This is a genomic window from Altererythrobacter lutimaris (assembly GCF_013371495.1).
Taxonomy (GTDB): domain Bacteria; phylum Pseudomonadota; class Alphaproteobacteria; order Sphingomonadales; family Sphingomonadaceae; genus Erythrobacter; species Erythrobacter lutimaris_A.
This window is the reverse complement of record NZ_JABWTA010000001.1, coordinates 1335738-1356398: the sequence shown is the minus strand read 5'-3', so window position 1 is coordinate 1356398 and position 20661 is coordinate 1335738. Positions and strand designations below refer to the sequence as shown.

21 protein-coding genes are annotated in these 20661 nt (G+C 58.7%); 8 read left to right on the top strand and 13 right to left on the bottom strand.

Annotation, left to right across the window (positions count from 1 at the left end; translation table 11 throughout):
• Window positions 1-78 precede the first annotated feature (78 nt).
• The 3 genes from uvrC to HUO12_RS06600 all read left to right on the top strand — a co-directional run bounded on the left by uvrC (window position 79) and on the right by HUO12_RS06600 (window position 4559).
• Window positions 79-2031 carry an excinuclease ABC subunit UvrC gene (gene uvrC, locus HUO12_RS06610; RefSeq protein ID WP_176272832.1) on the top strand — a complete coding sequence of 651 codons (1953 nt, stop codon included), beginning with the start codon at window positions 79-81 and terminating at the stop codon, window positions 2029-2031.
• 9 nt (window positions 2032-2040) lie between these two features.
• Window positions 2041-2859: a hypothetical protein gene (locus tag HUO12_RS06605; protein WP_176272831.1), complete on the top strand. Its 819-nt coding sequence runs from the start codon at window positions 2041-2043 to the stop codon at window positions 2857-2859.
• 101 nt (window positions 2860-2960) lie between these two features.
• Entirely contained in the window at window positions 2961-4559 is a 1599-nt protein-coding gene (locus HUO12_RS06600) for an AbgT family transporter (protein WP_176272830.1), read from the top strand.
• 9 nt (window positions 4560-4568) lie between these two features.
• On the opposite strand, the gene HUO12_RS06595 is transcribed toward HUO12_RS06600, so the two are convergent.
• Window positions 4569-6038, bottom strand: a complete 1470-nt coding sequence (locus HUO12_RS06595) for a carotenoid oxygenase family protein (RefSeq protein WP_176272829.1) — start codon at window positions 6036-6038, stop codon at window positions 4569-4571.
• 115 nt (window positions 6039-6153) lie between these two features.
• On the opposite strand from HUO12_RS06595, the gene HUO12_RS06590 reads away from it, so the two are divergent.
• Entirely contained in the window at window positions 6154-6969 is an 816-nt protein-coding gene (locus tag HUO12_RS06590; RefSeq protein ID WP_176272828.1) for a universal stress protein, read from the top strand.
• A gap of 229 nt (window positions 6970-7198) precedes the next feature.
• Here HUO12_RS06590 and HUO12_RS06585 read toward each other — a convergent pair whose 3' ends face one another.
• From HUO12_RS06585 to hisG, 6 genes are all read right to left on the bottom strand, one after another.
• Window positions 7199-8113, bottom strand: coding sequence for an acyl-CoA thioesterase (locus HUO12_RS06585; RefSeq protein ID WP_176272827.1), 915 nt, complete (start codon window positions 8111-8113; stop codon window positions 7199-7201).
• A 107-nt stretch (window positions 8114-8220) separates the two neighbouring features.
• Window positions 8221-10338 carry a sodium-translocating pyrophosphatase gene (locus HUO12_RS06580; RefSeq protein ID WP_176272826.1) on the bottom strand — a complete coding sequence of 706 codons (2118 nt, stop codon included), beginning with the start codon at window positions 10336-10338 and terminating at the stop codon, window positions 8221-8223.
• 143 nt (window positions 10339-10481) lie between these two features.
• The gene (gene thiL, locus HUO12_RS06575; protein ID WP_176272825.1) at window positions 10482-11336 is read right to left on the bottom strand and encodes a thiamine-phosphate kinase; all 855 of its coding nucleotides are present in this window, start codon (window positions 11334-11336) and stop codon (window positions 10482-10484) included.
• 92 nt (window positions 11337-11428) lie between these two features.
• Window positions 11429-11884, bottom strand: a complete 456-nt coding sequence (gene nusB, locus HUO12_RS06570) for a transcription antitermination factor NusB (RefSeq protein WP_176272824.1) — start codon at window positions 11882-11884, stop codon at window positions 11429-11431.
• Complete coding sequence (hisD, locus tag HUO12_RS06565; protein ID WP_176272823.1) at window positions 11881-13173, bottom strand: histidinol dehydrogenase; 1293 nt, start codon at window positions 13171-13173, stop codon at window positions 11881-11883. The genes nusB and hisD overlap by 4 nt, the downstream gene beginning before the upstream one ends.
• Complete coding sequence (hisG, locus tag HUO12_RS06560) at window positions 13170-13838, bottom strand: ATP phosphoribosyltransferase (protein WP_176272822.1); 669 nt, start codon at window positions 13836-13838, stop codon at window positions 13170-13172. The genes hisD and hisG overlap by 4 nt, the downstream gene beginning before the upstream one ends.
• A gap of 78 nt (window positions 13839-13916) precedes the next feature.
• Between hisG and HUO12_RS06555 the strand changes: the two genes are divergently transcribed.
• Window positions 13917-14993, top strand: coding sequence for a DUF2332 domain-containing protein (locus tag HUO12_RS06555; RefSeq protein WP_232367323.1), 1077 nt, complete (start codon window positions 13917-13919; stop codon window positions 14991-14993).
• On the opposite strand, the gene HUO12_RS06550 is transcribed toward HUO12_RS06555, so the two are convergent.
• Window positions 14990-15883: an alpha/beta fold hydrolase gene (locus tag HUO12_RS06550; RefSeq protein ID WP_176272821.1), complete on the bottom strand. Its 894-nt coding sequence runs from the start codon at window positions 15881-15883 to the stop codon at window positions 14990-14992. The genes HUO12_RS06555 and HUO12_RS06550 overlap by 4 nt on opposite strands.
• A gap of 85 nt (window positions 15884-15968) precedes the next feature.
• On the opposite strand from HUO12_RS06550, the gene HUO12_RS06545 reads away from it, so the two are divergent.
• Both HUO12_RS06545 and HUO12_RS06540 read left to right on the top strand, forming a co-directional pair.
• A complete protein-coding gene (locus HUO12_RS06545; protein WP_176272820.1) occupies window positions 15969-16553 on the top strand; it encodes a TetR/AcrR family transcriptional regulator in 585 nt (194 codons plus the stop codon).
• Window positions 16546-17010, top strand: coding sequence for a hypothetical protein (locus HUO12_RS06540; protein ID WP_176272819.1), 465 nt, complete (start codon window positions 16546-16548; stop codon window positions 17008-17010). Before HUO12_RS06545 ends, HUO12_RS06540 begins: the two co-directional genes overlap by 8 nt.
• Here HUO12_RS06540 and HUO12_RS06535 read toward each other — a convergent pair.
• From HUO12_RS06535 to HUO12_RS06525, 3 genes are read right to left on the bottom strand one after another with little or no spacing between them, the layout of a single operon-like run.
• The gene (locus HUO12_RS06535; RefSeq protein WP_176272818.1) at window positions 16980-17792 is read right to left on the bottom strand and encodes an SDR family NAD(P)-dependent oxidoreductase; all 813 of its coding nucleotides are present in this window, start codon (window positions 17790-17792) and stop codon (window positions 16980-16982) included. The two genes, HUO12_RS06540 and HUO12_RS06535, sit on opposite strands and share 31 nt — an antisense overlap.
• Before the next feature lie 26 nt (window positions 17793-17818).
• The gene (locus tag HUO12_RS06530; protein ID WP_176272817.1) at window positions 17819-18700 is read right to left on the bottom strand and encodes a pirin family protein; all 882 of its coding nucleotides are present in this window, start codon (window positions 18698-18700) and stop codon (window positions 17819-17821) included.
• A 1-nt stretch (window position 18701) separates the two neighbouring features.
• Window positions 18702-18974 carry a BolA family protein gene (locus tag HUO12_RS06525; protein WP_176272816.1) on the bottom strand — a complete coding sequence of 91 codons (273 nt, stop codon included), beginning with the start codon at window positions 18972-18974 and terminating at the stop codon, window positions 18702-18704.
• A gap of 52 nt (window positions 18975-19026) precedes the next feature.
• On the opposite strand from HUO12_RS06525, the gene HUO12_RS06520 reads away from it, so the two are divergent.
• A complete protein-coding gene (locus tag HUO12_RS06520) occupies window positions 19027-19620 on the top strand; it encodes a DnaJ domain-containing protein (protein ID WP_176272815.1) in 594 nt (197 codons plus the stop codon).
• Here HUO12_RS06520 and HUO12_RS06515 read toward each other — a convergent pair.
• On the bottom strand, window positions 19617-20249 hold the full coding sequence (locus HUO12_RS06515; RefSeq protein WP_176272814.1) for a glutathione S-transferase family protein: 633 nt from the start codon (window positions 20247-20249) through the stop codon (window positions 19617-19619). The genes HUO12_RS06520 and HUO12_RS06515 overlap by 4 nt on opposite strands.
• Before the next feature lie 11 nt (window positions 20250-20260).
• The gene (locus HUO12_RS06510; protein WP_176272813.1) at window positions 20261-20620 is read right to left on the bottom strand and encodes a DUF1428 domain-containing protein; all 360 of its coding nucleotides are present in this window, start codon (window positions 20618-20620) and stop codon (window positions 20261-20263) included.
• Between the last annotated feature and the right edge of the window lie 41 nt (window positions 20621-20661).

The following is a 20661-nucleotide window of genomic DNA, read 5'->3' as shown; positions in this document are numbered from 1 at the left end:
ACTTGATCTTGTCTTACAGGAAGAACGCTTCACGGGATTCTTTGCGTCGCGCAGAAAGACTTCCTATCTCTTGCCGCGATGTCCGGGACTAAAGCAGGATCGCCGCACGACCCGAGGGGTAAGGAGCGCTTCAATGAAGAGCGCGCCGCCTATACGGTTGCGAGCGCTCAGCCTGACCTGGAAACGGGAGTGAAGGCGATCCGCGAGACAGTCGCGACGCTGAAGCCTGTGCCGGGCGTGTATCGCATGCTCGATGCGCGCGGCGATGTGCTTTATGTCGGTAAAGCGCGCAGTCTGAAGGCGCGGGTGCCCAATTACACGCAGATCAAGCAGCTCTCCAATCGCCTCACGCGGATGGTCAGCCAGACCCGCGCCATGGAGATCGTCACAACCAATAGCGAAGCGGAAGCGCTGCTGCTCGAAGCGCAGCTGATCAAGCGTTATCGTCCGCCGTTCAATGTGTTGCTGCGCGATGACAAGAGCTTTCCCTTTATCCTCTTACGCTCCGAACACGACTTTCCGCGCATCATGAAACATCGCGGAGCGCGGCGTGCGAAAGGCAATTATTACGGGCCGTTTGCAAGTGCAGGCAGCGTCAACACGACAATCAACGCGCTGCAAAAGCTGTTTCTGCTGCGGAGTTGCACCGACAGCTTTTTCGCCAATCGCGACCGGCCATGCCTGCTCTACCAAATCAAGCGCTGCTCCGCGCCGTGCGTCGGGCGGATCGATCAAGCGGGCTACAAAGAGCTGGTCGATCAGGCGAAGGATTTCCTCGCGGGCAAGAGCTCCGCTGTGCAGGCGGACCTTGAGAAGCAGATGGCGAAAGCCGCCGAAGAATTGGATTTCGAGACGGCCGCGATCCTGCGCGATCGGCTCCGCGCAGCGACCTTCATCCAGGGCTCGCAAGGTATCAATGCCAGCGGGGTAGGGGACGCGGATGTCTTCGCGCTCGCGAGCAAAGGCGGGCAGATGGGCGTGCAGGCCTTCTTCATTCGCGGCGGGCAGAATTGGGGACACCGCGCGTTCTTCCCGACGCACACGAAGGAAGTCGAAGAAGCGCAGGTTCTCTCCAACGTTCTGCTGCAATTTTACGAGGAAGTCCCGCCGCCGCCCACGGTCTTGGTTGACCGGGACTTGCCGGAAAGCGAGCTGATGGAAGCGGCTCTGTCCGAGCTTGCAGGCAAAAAAGTCAGCATTTCCGTGCCTCAACGTGGCGACCGCCGCCGTTTAATGGAGCAAGCCAGCCGCAATGCTGTCGAGGCGCTGGAACGCCGCATGGCGGAAAGCGGCACGAAAGCGAAGATCAATCGCGAACTCGCGGAATTCCTCGAGCTGGAAGGTCCGCCGCAGAGGATCGAGATCTACGACAACTCGCATATCCAGGGCGCCAAGGCCGTTGGCGCGATGGTGGTCGCGGGCCCAGAAGGCTTCATCAAGAACCAGTATCGCAAATTCAATATCAAGTCCGCGCAGACCAATGACGATTTTGGCATGATGCGCGAAGTCATGCATCGCCGTTTCAGCCGGGCGATGAAGGAAGACCCTGACCGCGAAAGTTCGGGCGATAACGCCGTGTGGCCTGATCTCGTCTTGATCGACGGCGGCAAGGGACAAATGTCCTCGGTTCGCGAAACGCTGGAAGAGCTTGGTATAGAAGACGTACCGCTGATCGCGATTGCCAAGGGGCCGCATCATGGGCGCGAAGGGCGCGAAGTGTTCCACTTTCCCGATGGGCGCGAGAAGACACTGCCGACCAATTCGCCGCTGCTGTTCCACTTGCAGAACCTGCGCGATGAGGTGCACCGCTATGTCATCGGCGCGCACCGAGCGAAGCGCAGCAAGGCGATCGGTGCTTCACCGCTTGACGAAATTCCCGGCATTGGCCCTGCGAGGAAGCGCGCACTGCTTTTGCATTTCGGGACAGCGAGCAAAGTCCGTGCAGCGGCGCTTGAAGACTTGCAACGTGCGCCCGGCGTGAGCGATGCAGTCGCGCGCAAGGTTTACGATTTCTACCATGCGAGCGGGTAGTATGCGCATATGACCGGCTTTCAATTCGCCATGCTAGCCTGGTTCGGAGTGCCGATTGCGATAGTCGGCATGCTCGTGCTGGCGTACCGCCTGATGCCTGAGAAGGCTTGGAAGTCATGGCCATTGCAGACGGTCGCGACGCTCGGTTTCCTTAGTGCAATCGGAGTGCCGGTCGCGATTACGTGGATCGACGCGCAAGGCGACTATTTCGATGATCGCAATCATCTGGTTCGCGGGGGCCTGAGCACGCCGCCTGAAGCAGAAGTCGCGCATAAACGCTTCAACAAGCTCGGCAATTGCTGGTCCAATGCAGTGAACTGGTCCGTCGAAGCCAGGTTTAGCTCGCAGGAAAAACTGAACAGCTGGTTCGAGCAGGAGCCATGGAAAGATTCGCTGGTCGATCAAATGTCCGGCTATTTCGATTTGCCGCGCGATCAGATTACCGTGGAAGAGGGCGCTCTATCCCCTGCCATGCGCGATGCAAAGTGGGTGTGGGACGAGCAAGGCCGTATCCCGGACTGGATTTCGCGGACTTACCGCTACATCACGCCTTTTGTGTGTACGGCGATTGATGGCGAGACGGGGCCACAAGGTTCGCTCAATTTGCGCCGCTGCGATCCGATTGCTTTGCCGAAGGATACTGGCAATCTGGGGCGGGTAACGATCATGAACCAGGGCCAGAATGGAATCCTGGAAGGTCATATCCATTATCTTAGCGGGCCATCCTATTGCACCAATCCGCTGCGTCGCGGCTTGAACGGCATGCTCGGCCTGCCGCATCCAGAGGGTGAAGTGGACTCCAACATCGGCGGCGCCATTCCGTCCTGAGATCAGCCTTTGCGCACTTTCAACAGGATTTTCTTGCCGATCTGCGCGCGTTCAGCTTTCCCTTTGTATGAGAGGGACTTCCCAGCAGACCGGAGCCATTCATGAGCGAACTTCCCGCGACGACTGAAGAGTATAACGAAGGCAAGCGCAACGCTTTCACACGCTTCCTTGATGGGGTGGAATGGCTCGGGAATCTGCTGCCGCATCCGGTCACTTTGTTTGCGATTCTTGCCTTTGGCATAGTGCTCTTGTCAGGCCTGCTCGGCTGGATGGGTGTCGCGGTGGTCGATCCTAGACCAGCGGGCGCGCCCGGCGTGGCTGAGGACGGAATGATCCGCGCGGTGAGCTTGATGGATGGCGACGGGATCCGCCGCATCTTCACCAATCTGGTCGACAATTTTACAGGCTTTGCGCCTTTGGGCGTCGTGCTGGTCGCGATGCTCGGTGTAGGCGTAGCGGAGAAGTCGGGCCTGCTCTCGGCTGCTGTTCGCAGCATGGTGCTATCCGCGCCGCCAAAGCTGGTGACAGTCGCGATTGTCTTTGCCGGGATCGTTTCGAACACCGCATCGGAAGTTGGTTATGTCGTTCTGATCCCGCTCGCAGGTGCGATATTCTACGCGTTGGGGCGGCATCCGCTGGCTGGCATGGCAGCAGCTTTTGCGGGCGTTTCGGGCGGCTATAGCGCGAACCTTTTGATCGGCACGATTGACCCGCTGCTCGCGGGGATTACGCAGGAAGCCGCAAGGCTGATCGCGCCTGAATACACCGTAGTCGCGACGGCAAACTGGTATTTCATGGTTGCGTCGACTTTCCTCATCACCATCATCGGCTCGCTGGTTTCGATCTATATCGTTGAGCCGAAACTCGGGAAATATGACCCCTCAGGCGCAGACCCGACGATCCTTGACGACAAGATGATGGAGCAAGTGACCGCAGACGAGCGCAAAGGGCTGCGCTGGGCCGGCTATGCGCTGCTTGGCGTGCTCGCGCTGATGGCGCTGACGCTGGTTCCGGAGTGGGGTGTGTTTCGCAATCCGGAAACAGGCGACCGGATCGACAGCCCGTTCTTCGACGGATTTGTGGTGTGGATTCTGATCTTCTTCGTTGCATTGGGCTATGCCTATGGCCGTGCGGTGGGGACGATGAAGACCGACCGCGACATCATTGATGCGATGGCGGCGGCGCTCTCATCGCTTGGCCTCTATATCGTGCTGGTGTTTTTCGCTGCGCAGTTCGTCGCGTTCTTCGGCTGGACTAATCTCGGCGCGATCACAGCGGTGACCGGCGCGAATTTCCTTGTGGAGACGGGCATGACCGGTCCGGTGATCTTCTTCGCTTTCATTCTGATCTGCGCGGTTATCAACCTGTCGCTCGGTTCAGCAAGCGCGCAATGGGCCGTCACGGCTCCGATCTTCGTGCCAATGCTGATGCTGATCGGTTACTCGCCAGAAGCCATCCAGGCGGCTTACCGGATCGGCGACAGCACGACGAATATCATCACGCCGATGATGAGCTATTTCGGGCTGATCCTTGCTTGGGCAACGCGCTACGACAAGAATTTGGGCGTTGGCACCCTGATCGCGATGATGCTGCCTTATTCGATGTTCTTCATCGCGTTCTGGTCGGTGTTTTTCTACCTCTGGACCTTCGTGCTGGGGATACCAGTGGGGCCGGGCTCACCGACTTACTACACGCCTTAAAAGGGTCAGTCAGAGCTGCGCGCGTTCGACCCAGGTCGAATGCACACCGCTCGAGATCTTGTGCGGCAGGCGAGCGCGGCAAATCGGGCCTTTGGTGACATCGCTCGCATCGAGGATAGCCAGCTCGGACGAGCCGGTGTTTTCGTCGATGAGGAAGGTGACCAAATACGCATCAGCTTCTGAGGTTCCGCCTTGCCTTGGAACAATCGGACTCTCGCTAGCATAGACCCCTTCCGGCAGTTCGTAGACGTGCTCTTCGCCGGTCTCCGTGTCCTGCCGGATATAGCCGTTGAACAGGAACCAGCCCGGCTTGGTCGTAGTGGACCAGACATAGCGGCTGGGCTTCATCAGATATTCCGGATTTATCATCCCGAATTCGACAATGCTGTCGGATAGGCGCTCCTCGCGGGTCTCGCCCGTCGCCAGATTGAACCGCCAACGATGCAGGCGCGGCTGGAAGCTGTGCTCGTCCACATAAGCCATCATGTGTGCGTAACGGCCGAATTCCTCGAGCGGCTCGGGCATCGGTCTGTCCTGGAAATAGCCTTCCAGGACAACCTCGTCCTCGCCCTTTCCATTCCTGGTTTCCCACGCATTGGTCCAATGCAGGACGTAAGTCGGTGCGGCCTCGAACCAGCGGATGTCCTCTGGCTGACCGTGCCGAGGGATGAGGGCAAAGCGGGTCGGCTCGCCTTCGTGAAGCCGCGCAGCATGAATATCGCGCTCGAGCAGCTCGGCATCCCAGTAAAGTGGCATGTCGTTGAGGATCGACCAGTTCTTGGTGATTGCCATGTCATGCGGCAGGCGCGGACCGGACAGCGGGATGGGCACATAATGGACGAGCTTGCCAGCGCGGTCGACCACGCCGTAATGCATATAAGGCGCGTGGACGCCGTAATTGAAGAACATCAGCTCGCCGGTCTCTTCATCGACCTTCGGGTGCGCTGAGACGCCATCCAGCGGCCCCCATGGCGCTTTGCCCAGGTTTTCCAACGTGACCGGATCAAGCATCCAGGCTTCGCCGCATTGGTAGAAGGTCGCATAGGCGACGCCCGCATGCACGATGATGTCCGTGCTGCCTGTGTCTTTCAGCCCGCCATGTGCGCCAAAACCGGGGCGCTTCGAGGTACCCGGCGGGTCCATCAAGCCGCCCCACAGCGATCCGCCCGCGATCTGCTCAGCCTCAAAGCAATGCGTGCGCACAAAGCGGTTGCGATAACTTGCCTTGCCGCCGCGAATATCGACCTGATGAATCATTGCATCGCCGTCAAACGGGTGGTGCCGGCCAAGCGGCTGATGCACCGGATTTTCCGTATTGCGAAGATAAATCCCGTCAATGTCAGCCGGGATTTCACCTTCGATCACTTCCAGTTCGTCAACCGTCACTTCCTCGTGAACCGGCGTCCATGCTCCGGATAAATACGGATGGTTCGACGGCTCGAGTGAGTATTTGATTGGTGGCTCTTTGGTGATGGGCATCGGCGTTCCTCTCAGAGATCAAGATTAGCGCAGCATTTGCCAAGCGCAAGTTGATCGAGATCAAGGAATAGGCGCGCGAAGTCTGCTCTTTTTGAATTACGGGAAGGAAATCAATATGAAGTCGATATTGCTGCATGTGAACGACACGGAGGGCTGTGAAGGCCGTCTGCAGGCCAGTTTTGATTTGGCGCGCGCCTTCGATGCGCATGTGACCTGCCTTCAGGCGGTCAGCTATGAGATTTTTGCGCCAGGGGACATTTACGGTGCGACGATGGCAGTGGCTCTGCCGCAAATCCGAGAGAATGCGGAGGCCTTCCGCTCGAAGATGGAAGCAGACCTCGCCAATGAAGATGTCGCATGGGAATGGGTGCTGCGTCACGGCCTGCCTGAACATGCGCTGCTCGATTATTCACCTTTGAGCGATCTGCTGGTCGTCGGCCCACGTGATGGCGGCGAATCCGAGACACGCGCCTCCACCATGCTTGGTGAGTTGCTGGTCAAGGCGCGCTCGCCAGTTCTGGTTGTGCCGGACGGGCAGACCGCGATTGATGTCGAAGCGCCTGTGATGGTTGCATGGAATGGCTCAAGCGAAGCCGCCTTGGCATTGCGCGCCGCAGTCCCGCTGCTGGCGAAAGCAAAGTCGGTTTATCTCGTCAGCATCTCCGAAGAGAAAGACCGCGAACGCTTTGACCTGCCGCCTGTGCGCGGTGCCGAATATCTCAGTCGTCATGGGATTGATTGCGAGCTCGTCGAGATACCAAAAGCGGATGGCAGTATCGCGGACACGCTGTTTGCAGCCGCCAAAGCGCGTCATTGCGGAATGATGGTGATGGGGGCTTTTGGCCATTCACGGCTTGCAGAGATGCTGCTGGGCGGCGTTACCCGCCGCGCGATTACCGATCCAGCAATACCGATCCTGCTTGCTCACTAGCCGGGCTGGAGTGTCTCGCTGCGATTTCCTACAAAGTGTGGAGCCGCTATCGCTGATGGCGGCTCTTTCGCATTGTTGACCGCTGTTTCGTCCATTGCGGAGTTTGTCTTTTGTAGGACAAGTGTCAACTTTGTTGGAATGGCCATAAACGGCAGAATTCTGCGGGTTTGAAGTGTCTTTAGTGAAGTTGACAGGTGTCAACTTTGTCAATTTTGTTGGAAGGCGATTTTCAGCTCTTCGATTTGCGCCTGCGGATCATGCCTTCCTGCGCGACGCTGGCGACCAGCTCGCCTTCGCGGTTGAAGATGCGGCCCCGGTTAAAGCCTCTGCCATTGCCGCTCCATGGGCTGTCGGTTGCATAGAGTAGCCATTCGTCCGCGCGGGCTGGGCGGTGGAACCAGATCGCATGGTCCAGGCTCGCGCCGACAAGCTCTCCGCGCATCCAGCTTAGGCCATGCGGCAGGGCGGAGGTGCCGAGCAGAGTGAAGTCGCTCGCATAGGCGATCACTGCACGGTGCAGGGCCGGGTCATCGGGCAGAGCGCTTGCTGCCTTGAACCAGCTATGCGCCTTGGGCGGCTTGGGCTCTGAATTCATCCAGTGCAATTTGTCACTGGTGCGCATCTCGATCGCGCGTGGCCGCAGCATGATTTCGCGTGTGGTGCCGTTAATGCCAGCCTGATCGACATATTCGCGGCGGACTTCCATGTCGCTGCGAAGCTCTTCGGGAGGTGTCACTTGCGGCATCACAGTGTCTTCGTGGCTCATCCCTTCTTCAGGGCGCTGGAAGCTTGCGGTCAAGTTGAGGATGGGGCGGGTCTGGCCATCTTTGCCGGTCTGGCTTGCGACGACCCGGCGGTTGGCAAAGCTGCGCCCGTCAAAGTCCGCTTCTACTGCCAGGTCGGTGACCGGGCCTTCTTCGCCACCACGCAAGAAATAGGCATGGAGCGAATGAGCCTGCTTGCCGTCTGTGACGGTCGCTTGCGCTGCCTGCAAAGCTTGCGCGATGACTTGTCCGCCAAACATGCGACCGACGCCGCCGTCCTTGGCCTTGCCCTTGAACGCGTGATCGTCTGCTTGGTCGACAGTCAGGAGCTCAATCAGCTCAGCGACGAGTTGCTCGGAAGTGGGTGTTGGGTTCGTCATTGCAACCGGCTTTGCGGATGGCGCGGCTCAGGGTCAAGAACCCAAATGAAAACCCCGCCAGACTTGCGTCTGACGGGGTCTCCAGTCCCCATGGGGGAACTCGTTGTTTAGTGAGCACCAGCCAGAGCCGCGAGCAGAAGCAGCGCGACAATGTTGGTGATCTTGATCATCGGGTTCACAGCCGGACCTGCGGTATCCTTGTAAGGATCGCCGACAGTATCACCGGTCACCGCAGCCTTGTGAGCTTCAGAGCCCTTGCCGCCGTGATTGCCGTCTTCGATGTACTTCTTCGCATTGTCCCATGCGCCGCCGCCGGCGGTCATGGAGAGCGCGACGAACAGGCCGCCGACAATCACGCCGAGGAGCAAAGCGCCCACGGCTGCGAAGGCCTCGTTCTGACCAGCGAGGAGATAGATCACGTAGTACGTCGCGATCGGTGCGAGCACCGGAAGCAGGCTAGGCACGATCATTTCCTTGATCGCGGCCTTGGTCACGAGGTCAACCGTGCGAGCATAGTTCGGACGGCTGGTGCCGGCCATGATGCCCGGATCTTTCGCAAACTGGTCACGCACGTCGACGACGACGTCACCGGCCGCGCGGCCGACTGCGGTCATGCCCATCGCACCGAATAGGTACGGCAGCAATGCACCGAGCAGCAACCCGACGATTACATACGGGTTCTCGAGGCTGAAATTGACTTCAGCATTCGGGAAATACTCGCGCAGGTCAGCGGTGTAAGCTGCGAACAGCACCAGTGCTGCCAGACCGGCTGAACCGATGGCATAGCCCTTGGTCACAGCCTTGGTCGTGTTGCCCACTGCGTCAAGCAGGTCGGTCTTTTCTCGAACGCTTTCATCCAGACCTGCCATCTCGGCGATGCCGCCTGCGTTGTCGGTCACCGGGCCATAAGCGTCGAGCGCGACAACCATGCCGGCCAGTGCCAGCATAGCGGTTGCACCGAAAGCGAGGCCGAGCAGTCCAGCAAGCTGGTACGCACCGATGATCGCCGCGATTATGACGATGGTTGGCAGAGCGGTCGATTCGAGGCTGATAGCCAGACCCTGGATCACGTTGGTGCCATGGCCCGTTTCCGAAGCCTTGGCGATCGAGCGGACCGGACGGAAGTTCGTACCGGTGTAGTACTCTGTGATCCAGATGATGACTCCGGTCAGAACGAGGCCGATCAGCGAGCAATAGAACAGGTCACGGCCAGTAAACTCGACCATGCCGAGACCTGGATTGAGCACAGTGTTCATGTCCACGCCAACGGTACCCAGAGCATGAGCTGTGGCAAACCAGATCAGCGGGATTGCCAGCACGGCAGTCACGATGAAGCCCTTGTACATCGCGCCCATGACATTGGTGCCATTGCCGAGACGGACGAAGTAAGTACCGATGATCGAGGTCACGATACACGCACCGCCAATCAGCAGCGGAAGCGCCATCAGCGGCAGCAGCAGATCGCCAATGCCGGTCAGCAGCAGCGCCATGAGAACCATGGTTGCGCCAACGGTGACGACATAGGTCTCGAAAAGGTCAGCGGCCATGCCGGCGCAGTCGCCGACATTATCGCCGACATTATCAGCGATCGTCGCCGGGTTGCGCGGATCGTCTTCCGGAATACCTGCTTCGACTTTGCCGACGAGGTCAGCACCTACGTCTGCAGCCTTGGTGAAGATACCGCCGCCCAGACGTGCGAAGATCGAGATCAGCGATGCACCGAAGGCAAGGCCAACCAGGCCATCGATAACCGCACGGCTGTTTTCTTCGAGAGCCATCGGTCCGATCAGCACATAGAAGAACACTGCGATTGCCAGTAGCGCGAGACCAGCCACCAACATACCGGTAATGGCACCAGCGCGGAATGCGATGGTAAGGCCCTGCTGCAAGCCTGTGCTTGCTGCCTGCGCGGTACGCACGTTTGAACGCACCGAGATATTCATCCCGATATAGCCCGCAACGCCTGAAAGCACCGCGCCAATGACAAAACCGACTGCCGGTATCAGGCCGAGAAACAACCCGACAAGGATCGCAACAACCACACCGACGATGCCGATGGTGGTGTATTGACGGTTGAGATAGGCCTGCGCGCCTTCCTGGATCGCGCCTGCAATTTCCTGCATCTTTTCATTCCCGGCGTCTGCGCCAAGAACCTGGCGGCTGGTGAAGATGCCGTACACAATGGCAAGCAGGCCCAGCCCGATTGAAATAAGGATAAGGTCCACGAAAATTCCCCTCTCATGGCGTGGAAGTATGCCCGCTCGAACTCCCCTCGAGCGGCATGTGGGCGTGGCTATAAGGGTTGGCGCGCAGGAGACAAGGGGAGAATCGCTCTGCCGGGCGCTCTCTCACCAGCAATTCGGTGGTCTCAGTGCTGGTAGCCGAGCCCTTCGCCATTCACGATTGCCTCGCCGTCGAGGACAAGCGAGCCAAAACCCTGCGGCTCGATCGTTCCGATGCGAGTGCAATCGACTGGCGAATCCACACTATCTGGCAGCGTGAAAAGCAGCTCGTAATCGTCACCCCATCGCAGGCAGTCCTCTCGGCGATTGTGATCGGCTATCGGCACCGCCATGCTGTCGATCGCGAAGGTTGCTTGGCTTGCTTGCGCCATGCGGAAGGCATCCAGCAGAAGACCGTCGGATACGTCCATCATGGCGGTGACCTTTCCCGCGAGCGCTTTGCCTTCGGCCAGCAGTGGGCAAGGGCGGTTGAACGCCTCCAAGTGCTGCAGATCACCTTCAAAGCCGAGCATGGCGCGGCCCAGCTTGCCTGTCACATAGACAGCATCCCCTATCTGCGCGCCGGATCTGGAGGGTACAGGAGTATGCGTCGCGCGGCCGATTGCAGTGAGGCCGAAGCTCCGCGAGCCTTCCGCGTTGACTGTATCGCCGCCGAGTAGCGGTACTGCGAAGGTTTCAAGAGCTTCCCTCAGCCCCACCAGGAACCGCTCATCGCCAACGCTAAGGCTGTGCCCCAACAGCACACCGATCGGCTCCGATCCCTTTGCGGCCAAGTCCGACAGATTCACCGCGACCAGCTTCCAAGCGACATCCGCCATGTCCGCATCTTCGCGGAAATGCGTGCCTTCGGCCATCACATCATGGGTCAGGACGAGTGTTTCACTTCCCAGTTCAAGCACCGCGCAGTCATCTTCGAGGTTCCGCGCTCCGGGATGCAGCGGCAATCTGCGTAAGGCAGCGATGAATTCGGCTTCGTTCATAGCTACCTAGTAACCGTTCGTCCTGAGCTTGTCGAAGGACGTGACACGATTGAAAACACATGCTTCGACAGGCTCAGCATGAACGGAATTCTTTAGCTTCGAACCTCTTTGCCGATAGCATCGAGAATGCCGTTTACGAACTTCGCTTCGCGGTCATCAAAGAAGGCTTTGGCGACATCAACATATTCTGAAATCGCAGAAGCAGTGGGTACGTCAGCGCGGGCGATCAGCTCGTACGCTCCGCAGCGCAGGACCTGCAGCATAGTCTTGTCGAGCCGTGCAAGGGTCCAGCCATCCGCGAGCTTTTCTAAGAGCTTGCCGTCGATCTCGTCAGCGCGCGCAGTCACGCCTGTGACGATATCATCGAAAAAATCGACTTCAGCTTCAGCGTAATGCTCGTCCATCTCGTCGATTTCGCGGCCCAAGCGATGCTGGTGAAACTCATCGAGCAGCTTCGTCAGCGCAGTGCCTTCCATTTGCCACTGATAGAGCGCTTGAACAGCAGCAAGGCGCGCCGCTGAACGGGCTTGAGAGCGGGGTGCGGTCATTTCAAGCGTACCTCAACGGACTTGGCGTGCGCAGGCAGGCCTTCAGCATGAGCAAGCCGTGCTGCAGCAGGACCGATAGCGGCCATGCCTTGCTCGCCGAGCTCGATAAAGCTTGTACGCTTCATGAAGTCGAGCACGGACAGCCCGCTGGCAAAGCGTGCGCGGCGACCAGTCGGAAGGACATGATTAGGCCCTGCGACATAGTCGCCAATCGCTTCAGGCGTCATTCGGCCCAGGAAAATACTGCCCGCATGGCGGATGTCTGCCATCAGCGCTTCAGGATCAGCAACTGCCAGTTCGACATGCTCGCTTGCGAGCTTGTTCGCGAGTGCAGGCGCTTCGCTAAGGCTGCCAACGACGATGATCGCACCATGCTCTTTCCAGCTCGCCTTGGCAGTCTTCTGAGTGTCCAGCGTTGCCAATTGCAATTCAATTGCGTCGCTTACCAGGGCGGCAAAGGGCGCATCATCGGTTATGAGGATCGACTGCGAGGTTGGATCATGCTCCGCCTGGCTTAACAAGTCTGCCGCGATCCACTCAGGCTCATTGTCCTTGTCCGCAATGACGAGGATCTCGCTCGGCCCTGCCACCATATCGATCCCGACAACGCCGTAAAGCTGGCGCTTGGCCTCCGCGACATAAGCATTGCCGGGGCCGGTGATGACATCGACCGGCTTGATCCGGTCTGTGCCATAGGCGAGCGCGGCCACGGCTTGAGCGCCGCCCACTCGCCATATCTCGTCAACACCTGCGATATGGGCTGCTGCGAGCACGATGGGGTTAGACTGCCCTTTCGGTGTGGGCGTGACCACGACAAGCCGTTCGACCCCGGCTACACGCGCCGGGATCGCATTCATCAGCAGCGAAGAGGGATAGGCCGCGCGGCCGCCGGGCACATAAAGGCCGGCTGCATCCACCGCCCGCCAGGTCGCGCCTTGACGCACGCCTGCATCGTCAGTGTAGTCACGGTTCTCCGGCAATTGTGCTGCATGATAAGCGCGAATGCGGCTCGCCGCGAGCTCCAACGCTTCGCGCAAATCAGGCTCAAGCGCGTCATAGGCTTCGCGGCAGCGCTCGGCGGTGATGACCCAGTCGCTATCTTCGCTAAGCGCATGCCCGTCAAAGCGCTGCGAATATTCAATGATCGCTTCGTCACCGCGCGCTTTCACTTCGCGCAAGATATCGCGGACCTGGATTGCGACGTCGCTCTCGCTTTCGCGCCGCGCATTGACCAGCCTGCGAAAATCGCGTTCGAAATTCGCGTCAGAGCTGTTGAGTTGATGCGTCACGCCGCGGCTCGCTCTTCAGCAATCGCCCGGAATGCATCGACCAGTTCCGCGACGCGGCTATCGGTCTTGAGCGCCGCACGGTTCACGATCAGGCGCGCGGAGATATCGAGAATGCGCTCGCTCTCTTCCAAGCCGTTTTCCTTGAGGGTCCGCCCCGTTGAGACCAAGTCTACAATCTGGCGAGACAGACCCAGAGACGGCGCAAGCTCCATCGCGCCATTGAGCTTAACGCACTCAGCCTGAATGCCCTGCCGCTCAAAGTGACGACGCGTGAGGTTTGGATATTTCGTCGCAATCCGCAAATGGCTGGCCTGCTTGGAAGGCGCGGCATCGCCTTTCACCGTCGCAACGGACAGACGGCAATGGCCGATGTCGAGATCAACCGGGGCATAAAGATCAGGATAATCAAATTCTTCGATCACATCGGAGCCGACGATGCCCACTTGCGCTGCGCCATGTGCGACGAAAGTCGCGACATCGAAAGCGCGCACGCGGATGAGCCGCATGTCGCCGCGTGTCGTGGCAAAACTCAGCGCACGATTGCTTTTGTCGTGAAACGCTTCTTCAGGAACGACACCAGCATGCGCCATCACCGGCAGCGCTTCGTCGAGAATGCGGCCTTTGGGAATCGCGAAAGTCAGCAAATTGGCGTCAGTCTGTGTCATTGCGCGTGCGACTTAGGGATTGGACAGACAAAGGGCAATCATTAAGGCAGGCTCAGCGTATCGAGATCGGGGGGAGCGATGAGCAATGACGGAGTGATGTTCACTAGAGAGCTGGCCGAAGCGATCAACTGGCAGGCTCAGCACGCGGAAGAAAACGGAGCGCCGTGCACAGCGCGCCTGATCCGGGCGATCCCGAAAGTTGCTCAAAGCGAAACTGCGAACGGTCGCCGCATCGCCAATTGGGAAGGCATCACTTTGAAAGATGCCATGCCGCTGCGATTTACTGGCGGACTGCATCACCTTGTGCTGACAGGAGAGGACACAAGACTGGAGCGGGTCTATTCCGGGCAAATCACCGATCAGGACACTATCACCCGCATGGTGTGCGAACTGGTCGAAACTTTTGATACGCAATTGCTGCCGTGGCTCGACGGTCCGCCGCAAACCAATGAAGCCGGGCGATCTGCCAGCATAATGGCAGGGCTGTTGTGGTTGTCCGGCAGGGTGGGGTCGAAGTTCGAGCTGAACGAGCTCGGCGCAAGCGCGGGCGTCAATACGATGATGGAGCGCTATCATTATGATCTGGGCGGGACGCGGGTGGGGTCTAAGACTTCACCCATGCAGATCGCACCGGAATGGCGCGGGGATGCGCCGCCAGCCAATCCAGTCGAGATCGTTTCGATCAAAGGCTGTGATCAAGCGACTATCGACCTGTCAGATCCCGCAGCGGCGCTTAAGCTGAAAGCCTATGTCTGGCCTGACGCGACGGTGCGTATGTCGCGGATTGATGCGGCGATTGCGCTTGCGAACGAGCAGCCGCCCAAGCTTGTGCAGCAAGATGCAAGCGACTTTGTCGAGAGCTTTCTCGCGCTTGACCATCTGCAAGGCGTCACCCGTACGATGTTCCATTCAATCATGTGGCAATATATGCCTGCAGAAACGCAGGATGCGATCTCGCGTGTATTCGAGGAGGCAGCCGCGAACGCGTCGCCTGAGCGTCCTTTTGCCTGGATCGCGCTTGAGACTGATCCCGCGACTTTCCGGCATGAGCTGAAAGTACGCTACTGGAACGGCTCCTCGCAGGATGGCGAAACCCATTTGCTCAGCCATGCCCATCCGCACGGCGCCTGGGTCGAGTGGATTGGCGCCGACTAAGCGGTTCGTGCGAGAAAGCGCTCCATCGCAACGATAACCGCATCGGGTCTTTGCCACTGCACAAAGTGGCCGCATTCAGGCACAGTCACTATCGACAAGTCGCTGACGAGGTCTTCCATGCCTTCGAGGTTTTCCGCCGGAAGGGCGGTGTCGTCCTCGCCCCAAATCACCAGCGTAGGAATCTCAAGCTTAGGTAGCGGCGGCACGGAGAAATCTGCGGGAAGCTCAAATGGGGCGTCCATCGGCGGCACAAATGTAGGCGTCGCGCGGTAGTAATTCAGCATCGCTAAAGCGGCGTCGCGGTTCTGCCAGTCTTCCAGCAATATCGCGCGCTCTTCCGGCTCCATCTCGTAATGCGCGTCCCAATTGATTTCCTGCTCGAGGAGGCCAAGCAGGCCTTTTTCTCGCACCAGCACATCATTCGCGGTGTCCTTGAAGCCGCGCATATACTGGCTCGCTTCGCGCTGGATACGGTTGGTGTAGAGCAGCTTCTGAAAAGTCGCGGGATGCGGGCCGTTGGCGACAATCGCACGGGTGACCGGGCCAGTCTGCCCGCCAAGTGCGACACCCCAGCTGATTGCGCCGCCCCAATCGTGACCGACGATGGTGAAGTTCTCGATCTCAAGCGCTGACGCGAGCGCGAAAACATCGCCGATCAGCTTGTCGGGTGAGTAATTCTCCACGCCTTCCGGCTTGGACGATCCGCGATAGCCGCGCATGTCCGGCGCGATGCAGCGATAGCGATCCGAGAAATGCGCGATCTGATGACGCCAGCTGCGATGGTTCTCCGGAAAGCCATGGAGAAAGATGAGGGCAGGCGCATCGCGCGGGCCGATATCGACCACGTCGAGCTCGATCCCATAGCTGAGTTTAACGCGTTTCATTTCCATGCGTTGCTTGTGCATTGTTTCTCTTGGCTTCGCCAGCCTCAGACGAAGCTTGTATCAGAACGAACGTTCTGATACGCTCCGAAATATGGCAAGGCCGCGCATCAATTCACCCGATCACGTGCTCGAAAAGGGGATGAGGCTATTCTGGAAGAGCGGCTACGAGGCCACATCGATGTCGCAACTTGTCGAGGCCACTGGATCAACGCGGCAAACAATCTATCGCGATTTTGAAAGCAAGCACAGGTTCTATGCTCGTTGTTTCGGCCTGTATCACGATCGTGTTGTCGCGCCGGCGCTTAAGCCATTCGGCGCCACAGAGCAGGGCTTGAATGCGATTGCGGAATATTTCGAGCTCCAGATCGTGCTTGCGGAGAGAATGGGGCTGCCGGGCCCTGGGTGCCTTGTCGGAAATGCAATGACTGAGATCGCACCGAATGATCCGGAAATTGCGGCCTTGGTGAAGGACCACAACCACCGGCTCGAGCTTGCTTTTGCCAGTGCTCTTCCGTCTTCGATGACAGAGGAGCGAAGGCAGCAATTGTCAGAATTCCTTGTTCTTTCAGCGCAAGGTCTCTGGGCGATGTCGCGGATTACATCTTCAGCGGACGAACTTCGCAAGCGGGCAGCGACCATTATGTCTCTGATCAGCAAGGAAACCGAAGATGCCTGAGAATGCCAAACCGCTGCCGTCAAAGGCGCTTGCTACAGCGTTTTGGCTTAATTTCATCTGGATCAATGTATCAGAGGTGGCACGATACTTTCTTGTGGTGCGACCGCTTCTACGATCACATTTCCCAGATCAACCGCAGATCGGTGCGATGAATCACCAGATCTTCGCGATCTGGGGTGTCTGGGACCTCGTTCTCATTTTGGCGGCGATTGGCTTTTATTGGCTATGGTTGGAGCGATTTGGCCAGAGCTTGAGACAGCTGATCGCTGCATCTCTTGCCTTTACGCTCACCGTATTCGGGCTGCTTTGGATAGGAGTGGCGAACATGGGTCTGGCACCTTTTTCGATGGTGCTGGCGGCGTTGCCGCTGGCCTGGGTGGAGCAATTGATCGCCTGCTGGATCGTTGCGTGGTCAATCAGGCGCTATCATCCGTCCGCTTCCATCCGCTCCATGTAGCCGCTCGCGACCATGGCCGCGACCTGATCGAATAGCGCATCAGGCGTGCGGCGCATTTCGCCCATGCCCTCTTCCATGCCTTCAGCGACGATGATTTCGCGCGTCCCTGCTGCGATAGCGTCAACCATGGTCTTGGCAGCCTTGTCGGGCTTGATGCCTTCATCGATGACTTTGTCGCTGCGCCCGCGTTTCTCGCCAGAGCCAGTGAGAGCGTTGCGGCTGACATCGGTTGCGATGGAGCCGGGATAGATCACATGGACGCCAACGCCATTCTGGCTGAGCTCGCCGCGTAGGGCATCGGCGTAACCTGCGAGGCCGAATTTCGCCGCGCAATAGGCCGTGCGCATCGGAACGCCGACTTTGCCCGCAATAGAGGATATGAAAGCAAGGCCACCGCTTCCTCGCTCGGCCATATGACCGATCAGGCTCTGCGAAAATGCGATCTGTGCGGTCAGGTCGATATCGATTATGTCGCGATACACTTGCATCTCAGTCTTGAGCGCCCGGCTGCGTTGCGAAACGCCCGCATTGGCCACCGCGAAGTCAACGCCTTCTTTCCAGCCAATCGCCTTGGCAGTCGCATCGGCAAGAGCCGCATCATCGCGCACGTCAAAAGGCAGTATCAGTGTCTCGCCGCAGCCAGCTGCAACCTCTCCAAGCCGCGCTTCGTCGCGCCCGGAAAGCACTAAATGCGCGCCGCGACCCGCCCATTCGCGAGCCAAAGCTGCGCCGATGCCGGAGGACGCCCCGGTGATCCAGATTACCTTGTCTTTGAAATCCATGACTTTCCTATCCCCTTGAGCCCGCTCTAATCAGTGACAGTTTTCGGTCTGCCTTCAGGCAACGGTATGAACTCTTCTTCGTCACCCGGTACCTTGGGAAAACGGCCAGCTTTCCAGTCTTCGCTCGCTTGCCGGATGCGGTCCTTGTTACTGCTGACAAAGTTCCACCAGGCATGGCGTTTGGTCGCAAAAGCTTCACCGCCGAGCAGCATGATGCGCCCGCCGCGCTCGCTCGTGAGCGTCATCGCGTGGCCCGGCGCGAGCACGGTGAGTTCGTAAAGGCCGAGCGGCTTGCCATCCAGGCTCGCTTCACCGCCAACCAGCATGACTGCGCGTTCGTCTGCTTCGGCTTCGATGGGCATCGAACCTGTCGGCGCGAGAAGTATCTCAGCATAAATCGTATCGGCATAGGTCGTTGTCGCGGCGCGCTTCCCCCACAGCTCGCCCATGATGACAATGGCCTTCGCGCAGCTGTCTTCGATGACCGGCAAGTCGCTCACCGCTTCGAAAGCTGGGTCGATCTCTTCGCGGCCATCGGGCAGCGCAAGCCAGGTCTGCATCCCGTACATGCGTGGTCCGGTGGCGCGTTCTTCGTCGGGCGAGCGTTCGGAATGTACGATGCCGCGCCCGGCTGTCATCAGGTTCACTTGGCCCGGACGGATCGTCGAGAACGTGCCCAGACTGTCGCGATGATCAATCGCGCCTTCAAATAGCCAAGTAACTGTTGCCAGGTTGATATGCGGGTGAGGGCGCACATCCATCGCGGCGCCAATATCGAGCTGTGCAGGGCCGAACTGATCGACGAAGATGAACGGCCCGACCATGGTGCGCTCTTTCTTGGGCAGAGCGCGCCGAACCTCGAACTGGCCGAGATCATGTGTCGTTGGAGTGATGGTCTGAAGGATCATGTTACTCCCCCGGCGCTTTCGCTTTGATCGCCACCGCATGGACCCGTTCGCCGACGATATCGCCGAGCGCTTCGATCACCGCGCGCTGCCGGCCGAGCCGGTTCATGGCTGCAAACGCCTCCGCTTCAATCACAATTGTAAAGTGCGATTCTCCGCTGCCGTCATCGCCTGAATGGCCACGATGTTTCGCGCTGTCATTGATGATGTCGAGCTGGGTCGGCGTAAAGGCCTCGCGCAGCCGGGATTCGATTTCCTGTGCCATGGGTCCGGTCATGCGAAGTGCCTAGGGGGTTTTCTTATGGCTTGTCCATGCCCATCCTTACAGAGTGAGACAGACGCGATTCCATGGACGTTTTGAAGACAGCGAACGGCTTTGCGAGCATCCCGCTTGCGAAGAACCTGGCGAGTTCCGTGCGCCAGGCTATCGTCCCAATGGGTTTGACGGGCCAGGTGAGTGGCGCTGGTTCTGCCTCGAACATGTGCGTGAGTTCAACGCAGGCTATGATTGGTTTGAAGGGATGAGCGCAGAGGAGATCCTTTCCGCGCAATCGCCAGCATCAGGCTGGCAAACGGAAAGTCCCTCATTCCGGCCGACTGCCGGAGTGGACGGCATGCCGCGTTGGGCCGATTTTGCCGATCCGCTGGATGCGATTGGCGCTCGGGTGAACGGGATCAAGTCCCGCGCCGAGCGCGAGGCGAAGATGGCAATGGACGGGCGGTTTAGTCCCGACGAGGCTCGCGCGCTCGACACGATGGGACTGGGTCTTGAGACGGACCGCAGGCGCTTGCGACGGCGCTATTCAGAGCTGGTCCGAAGGTATCATCCCGATCGCAATGGCGGGGACCGGCGGCATGAGAAGCGGCTGAACCAAGTGGTTGAAGCCTATCAGCTTTTGCGCAAAAGCGCGGCTATCGCTTAGCTGTCTTCGGCTGCCTCCGCGATAATCTTTGCGTCGATGGCTTTGGCTTCTGAATATTTGGGTCGAGCGCGAATACGCTCCGCGTAAGCCTCAAAAGAAGGCCGGGTCGGGATCGAGCCGAACATCAGACCCCAGTCGATCTGGCTGCCAAAGTAAACATCGGCCATCGTGAAGCGGTTGCCAGCTGCATAGTCGTTCGCGGAAAGCCAGCTATCGACTGCATCAAGTGTACGTTCCATCGATCCGAAGCCTGCGGTTGCCTCCCTTTCCTGTGGCACGTCCCAACCCATTGCCCTCGACAAGACCGCTTGTTCCAACGGCCCTGCCGCGAAGAACAGCCAGCGGAAATAGGCAGCACGCTCATGTGCATCAGGCAGCAAACCCGCATCCGGGTTGGTCTCAGCGAGATAGTGGCAAATCGCCGCGGTTTCCGTCACGACATGGTCATGATCGCTGTGATGATGGACCAGGCACGGGACCTTGTTCATCGGATTGAGACCCTTGAAGCTTTCAGGCCTTGTCGCCCACTCCATCATAACGTGTTCGTAATCCGCGCCCGCCTCGTGCAGCGCCCAGCGCGCAATCTGTCCACGGCTCATCGCGACAGTGTAGAATGTAAATTCTGCCATCAATCAGCTCTTTAGTCGCGGCCTTGAACCAATAGCGGTGAAAACCCGCCCCAGATCATGCGCATACCGTCAAACGGCATTTCACCCATTTCTGTGGTCCAGAAGTCGTCATTCTCCATTTTCGCATGAGCAGCTTCGCACGTTTCTTTGTCCGGCCAGATCATCCACGAGAAAACAATCTTTTCGCCCGGCTCGGCTTTAACGGCCATGCGGAAGTCGGTGACCTTTCCATCCGTCACATTGTCTTCCCATGCTTCAACGATTTCCGAGACGCCATATTCCGCAAATTTTCCGGCGGATTTTTCCGCCAGCTCGCGATACGCTTCCTTCTTGCCTTCGGGCACTGCGATGACAAAACCTTGAATGTACATAAGCCCTCTCCTTCTGCGGCGCTTATATCACGAAGCGCGCT

What these genes read in the sequence shown, in the direction of transcription:
- uvrC (WP_176272832.1), top strand. Translation starts at nt 79, where the DNA reads ATGTCCGGGACTAAAGCAGGATCGCCGCACGACCCGAGGGGTAAGGAG.
- HUO12_RS06605 (WP_176272831.1), top strand. Translation starts at nt 2,041, where the DNA reads ATGACCGGCTTTCAATTCGCCATGCTAGCCTGGTTCGGAGTGCCGATT.
- HUO12_RS06600 (WP_176272830.1), top strand. Translation starts at nt 2,961, where the DNA reads ATGAGCGAACTTCCCGCGACGACTGAAGAGTATAACGAAGGCAAGCGC.
- HUO12_RS06595 (WP_176272829.1), bottom strand. Translation starts at nt 6,038, where the DNA reads ATGCCCATCACCAAAGAGCCACCAATCAAATACTCACTCGAGCCGTCG.
- HUO12_RS06590 (WP_176272828.1), top strand. Translation starts at nt 6,154, where the DNA reads ATGAAGTCGATATTGCTGCATGTGAACGACACGGAGGGCTGTGAAGGC.
- HUO12_RS06585 (WP_176272827.1), bottom strand. Translation starts at nt 8,113, where the DNA reads ATGACGAACCCAACACCCACTTCCGAGCAACTCGTCGCTGAGCTGATT.
- thiL (WP_176272825.1), bottom strand. Translation starts at nt 11,336, where the DNA reads ATGAACGAAGCCGAATTCATCGCTGCCTTACGCAGATTGCCGCTGCAT.
- nusB (WP_176272824.1), bottom strand. Translation starts at nt 11,884, where the DNA reads ATGACCGCACCCCGCTCTCAAGCCCGTTCAGCGGCGCGCCTTGCTGCT.
- hisG (WP_176272822.1), bottom strand. Translation starts at nt 13,838, where the DNA reads ATGACACAGACTGACGCCAATTTGCTGACTTTCGCGATTCCCAAAGGC.
- HUO12_RS06555 (WP_232367323.1), top strand. Translation starts at nt 13,917, where the DNA reads ATGAGCAATGACGGAGTGATGTTCACTAGAGAGCTGGCCGAAGCGATC.
- HUO12_RS06550 (WP_176272821.1), bottom strand. Translation starts at nt 15,883, where the DNA reads ATGGAAATGAAACGCGTTAAACTCAGCTATGGGATCGAGCTCGACGTG.
- HUO12_RS06545 (WP_176272820.1), top strand. Translation starts at nt 15,969, where the DNA reads ATGGCAAGGCCGCGCATCAATTCACCCGATCACGTGCTCGAAAAGGGG.
- HUO12_RS06540 (WP_176272819.1), top strand. Translation starts at nt 16,546, where the DNA reads ATGCCTGAGAATGCCAAACCGCTGCCGTCAAAGGCGCTTGCTACAGCG.
- HUO12_RS06535 (WP_176272818.1), bottom strand. Translation starts at nt 17,792, where the DNA reads ATGGATTTCAAAGACAAGGTAATCTGGATCACCGGGGCGTCCTCCGGC.
- HUO12_RS06530 (WP_176272817.1), bottom strand. Translation starts at nt 18,700, where the DNA reads ATGATCCTTCAGACCATCACTCCAACGACACATGATCTCGGCCAGTTC.
- HUO12_RS06525 (WP_176272816.1), bottom strand. Translation starts at nt 18,974, where the DNA reads ATGACCGGACCCATGGCACAGGAAATCGAATCCCGGCTGCGCGAGGCC.
- HUO12_RS06515 (WP_176272814.1), bottom strand. Translation starts at nt 20,249, where the DNA reads ATGGCAGAATTTACATTCTACACTGTCGCGATGAGCCGTGGACAGATT.
- HUO12_RS06510 (WP_176272813.1), bottom strand. Translation starts at nt 20,620, where the DNA reads ATGTACATTCAAGGTTTTGTCATCGCAGTGCCCGAAGGCAAGAAGGAA.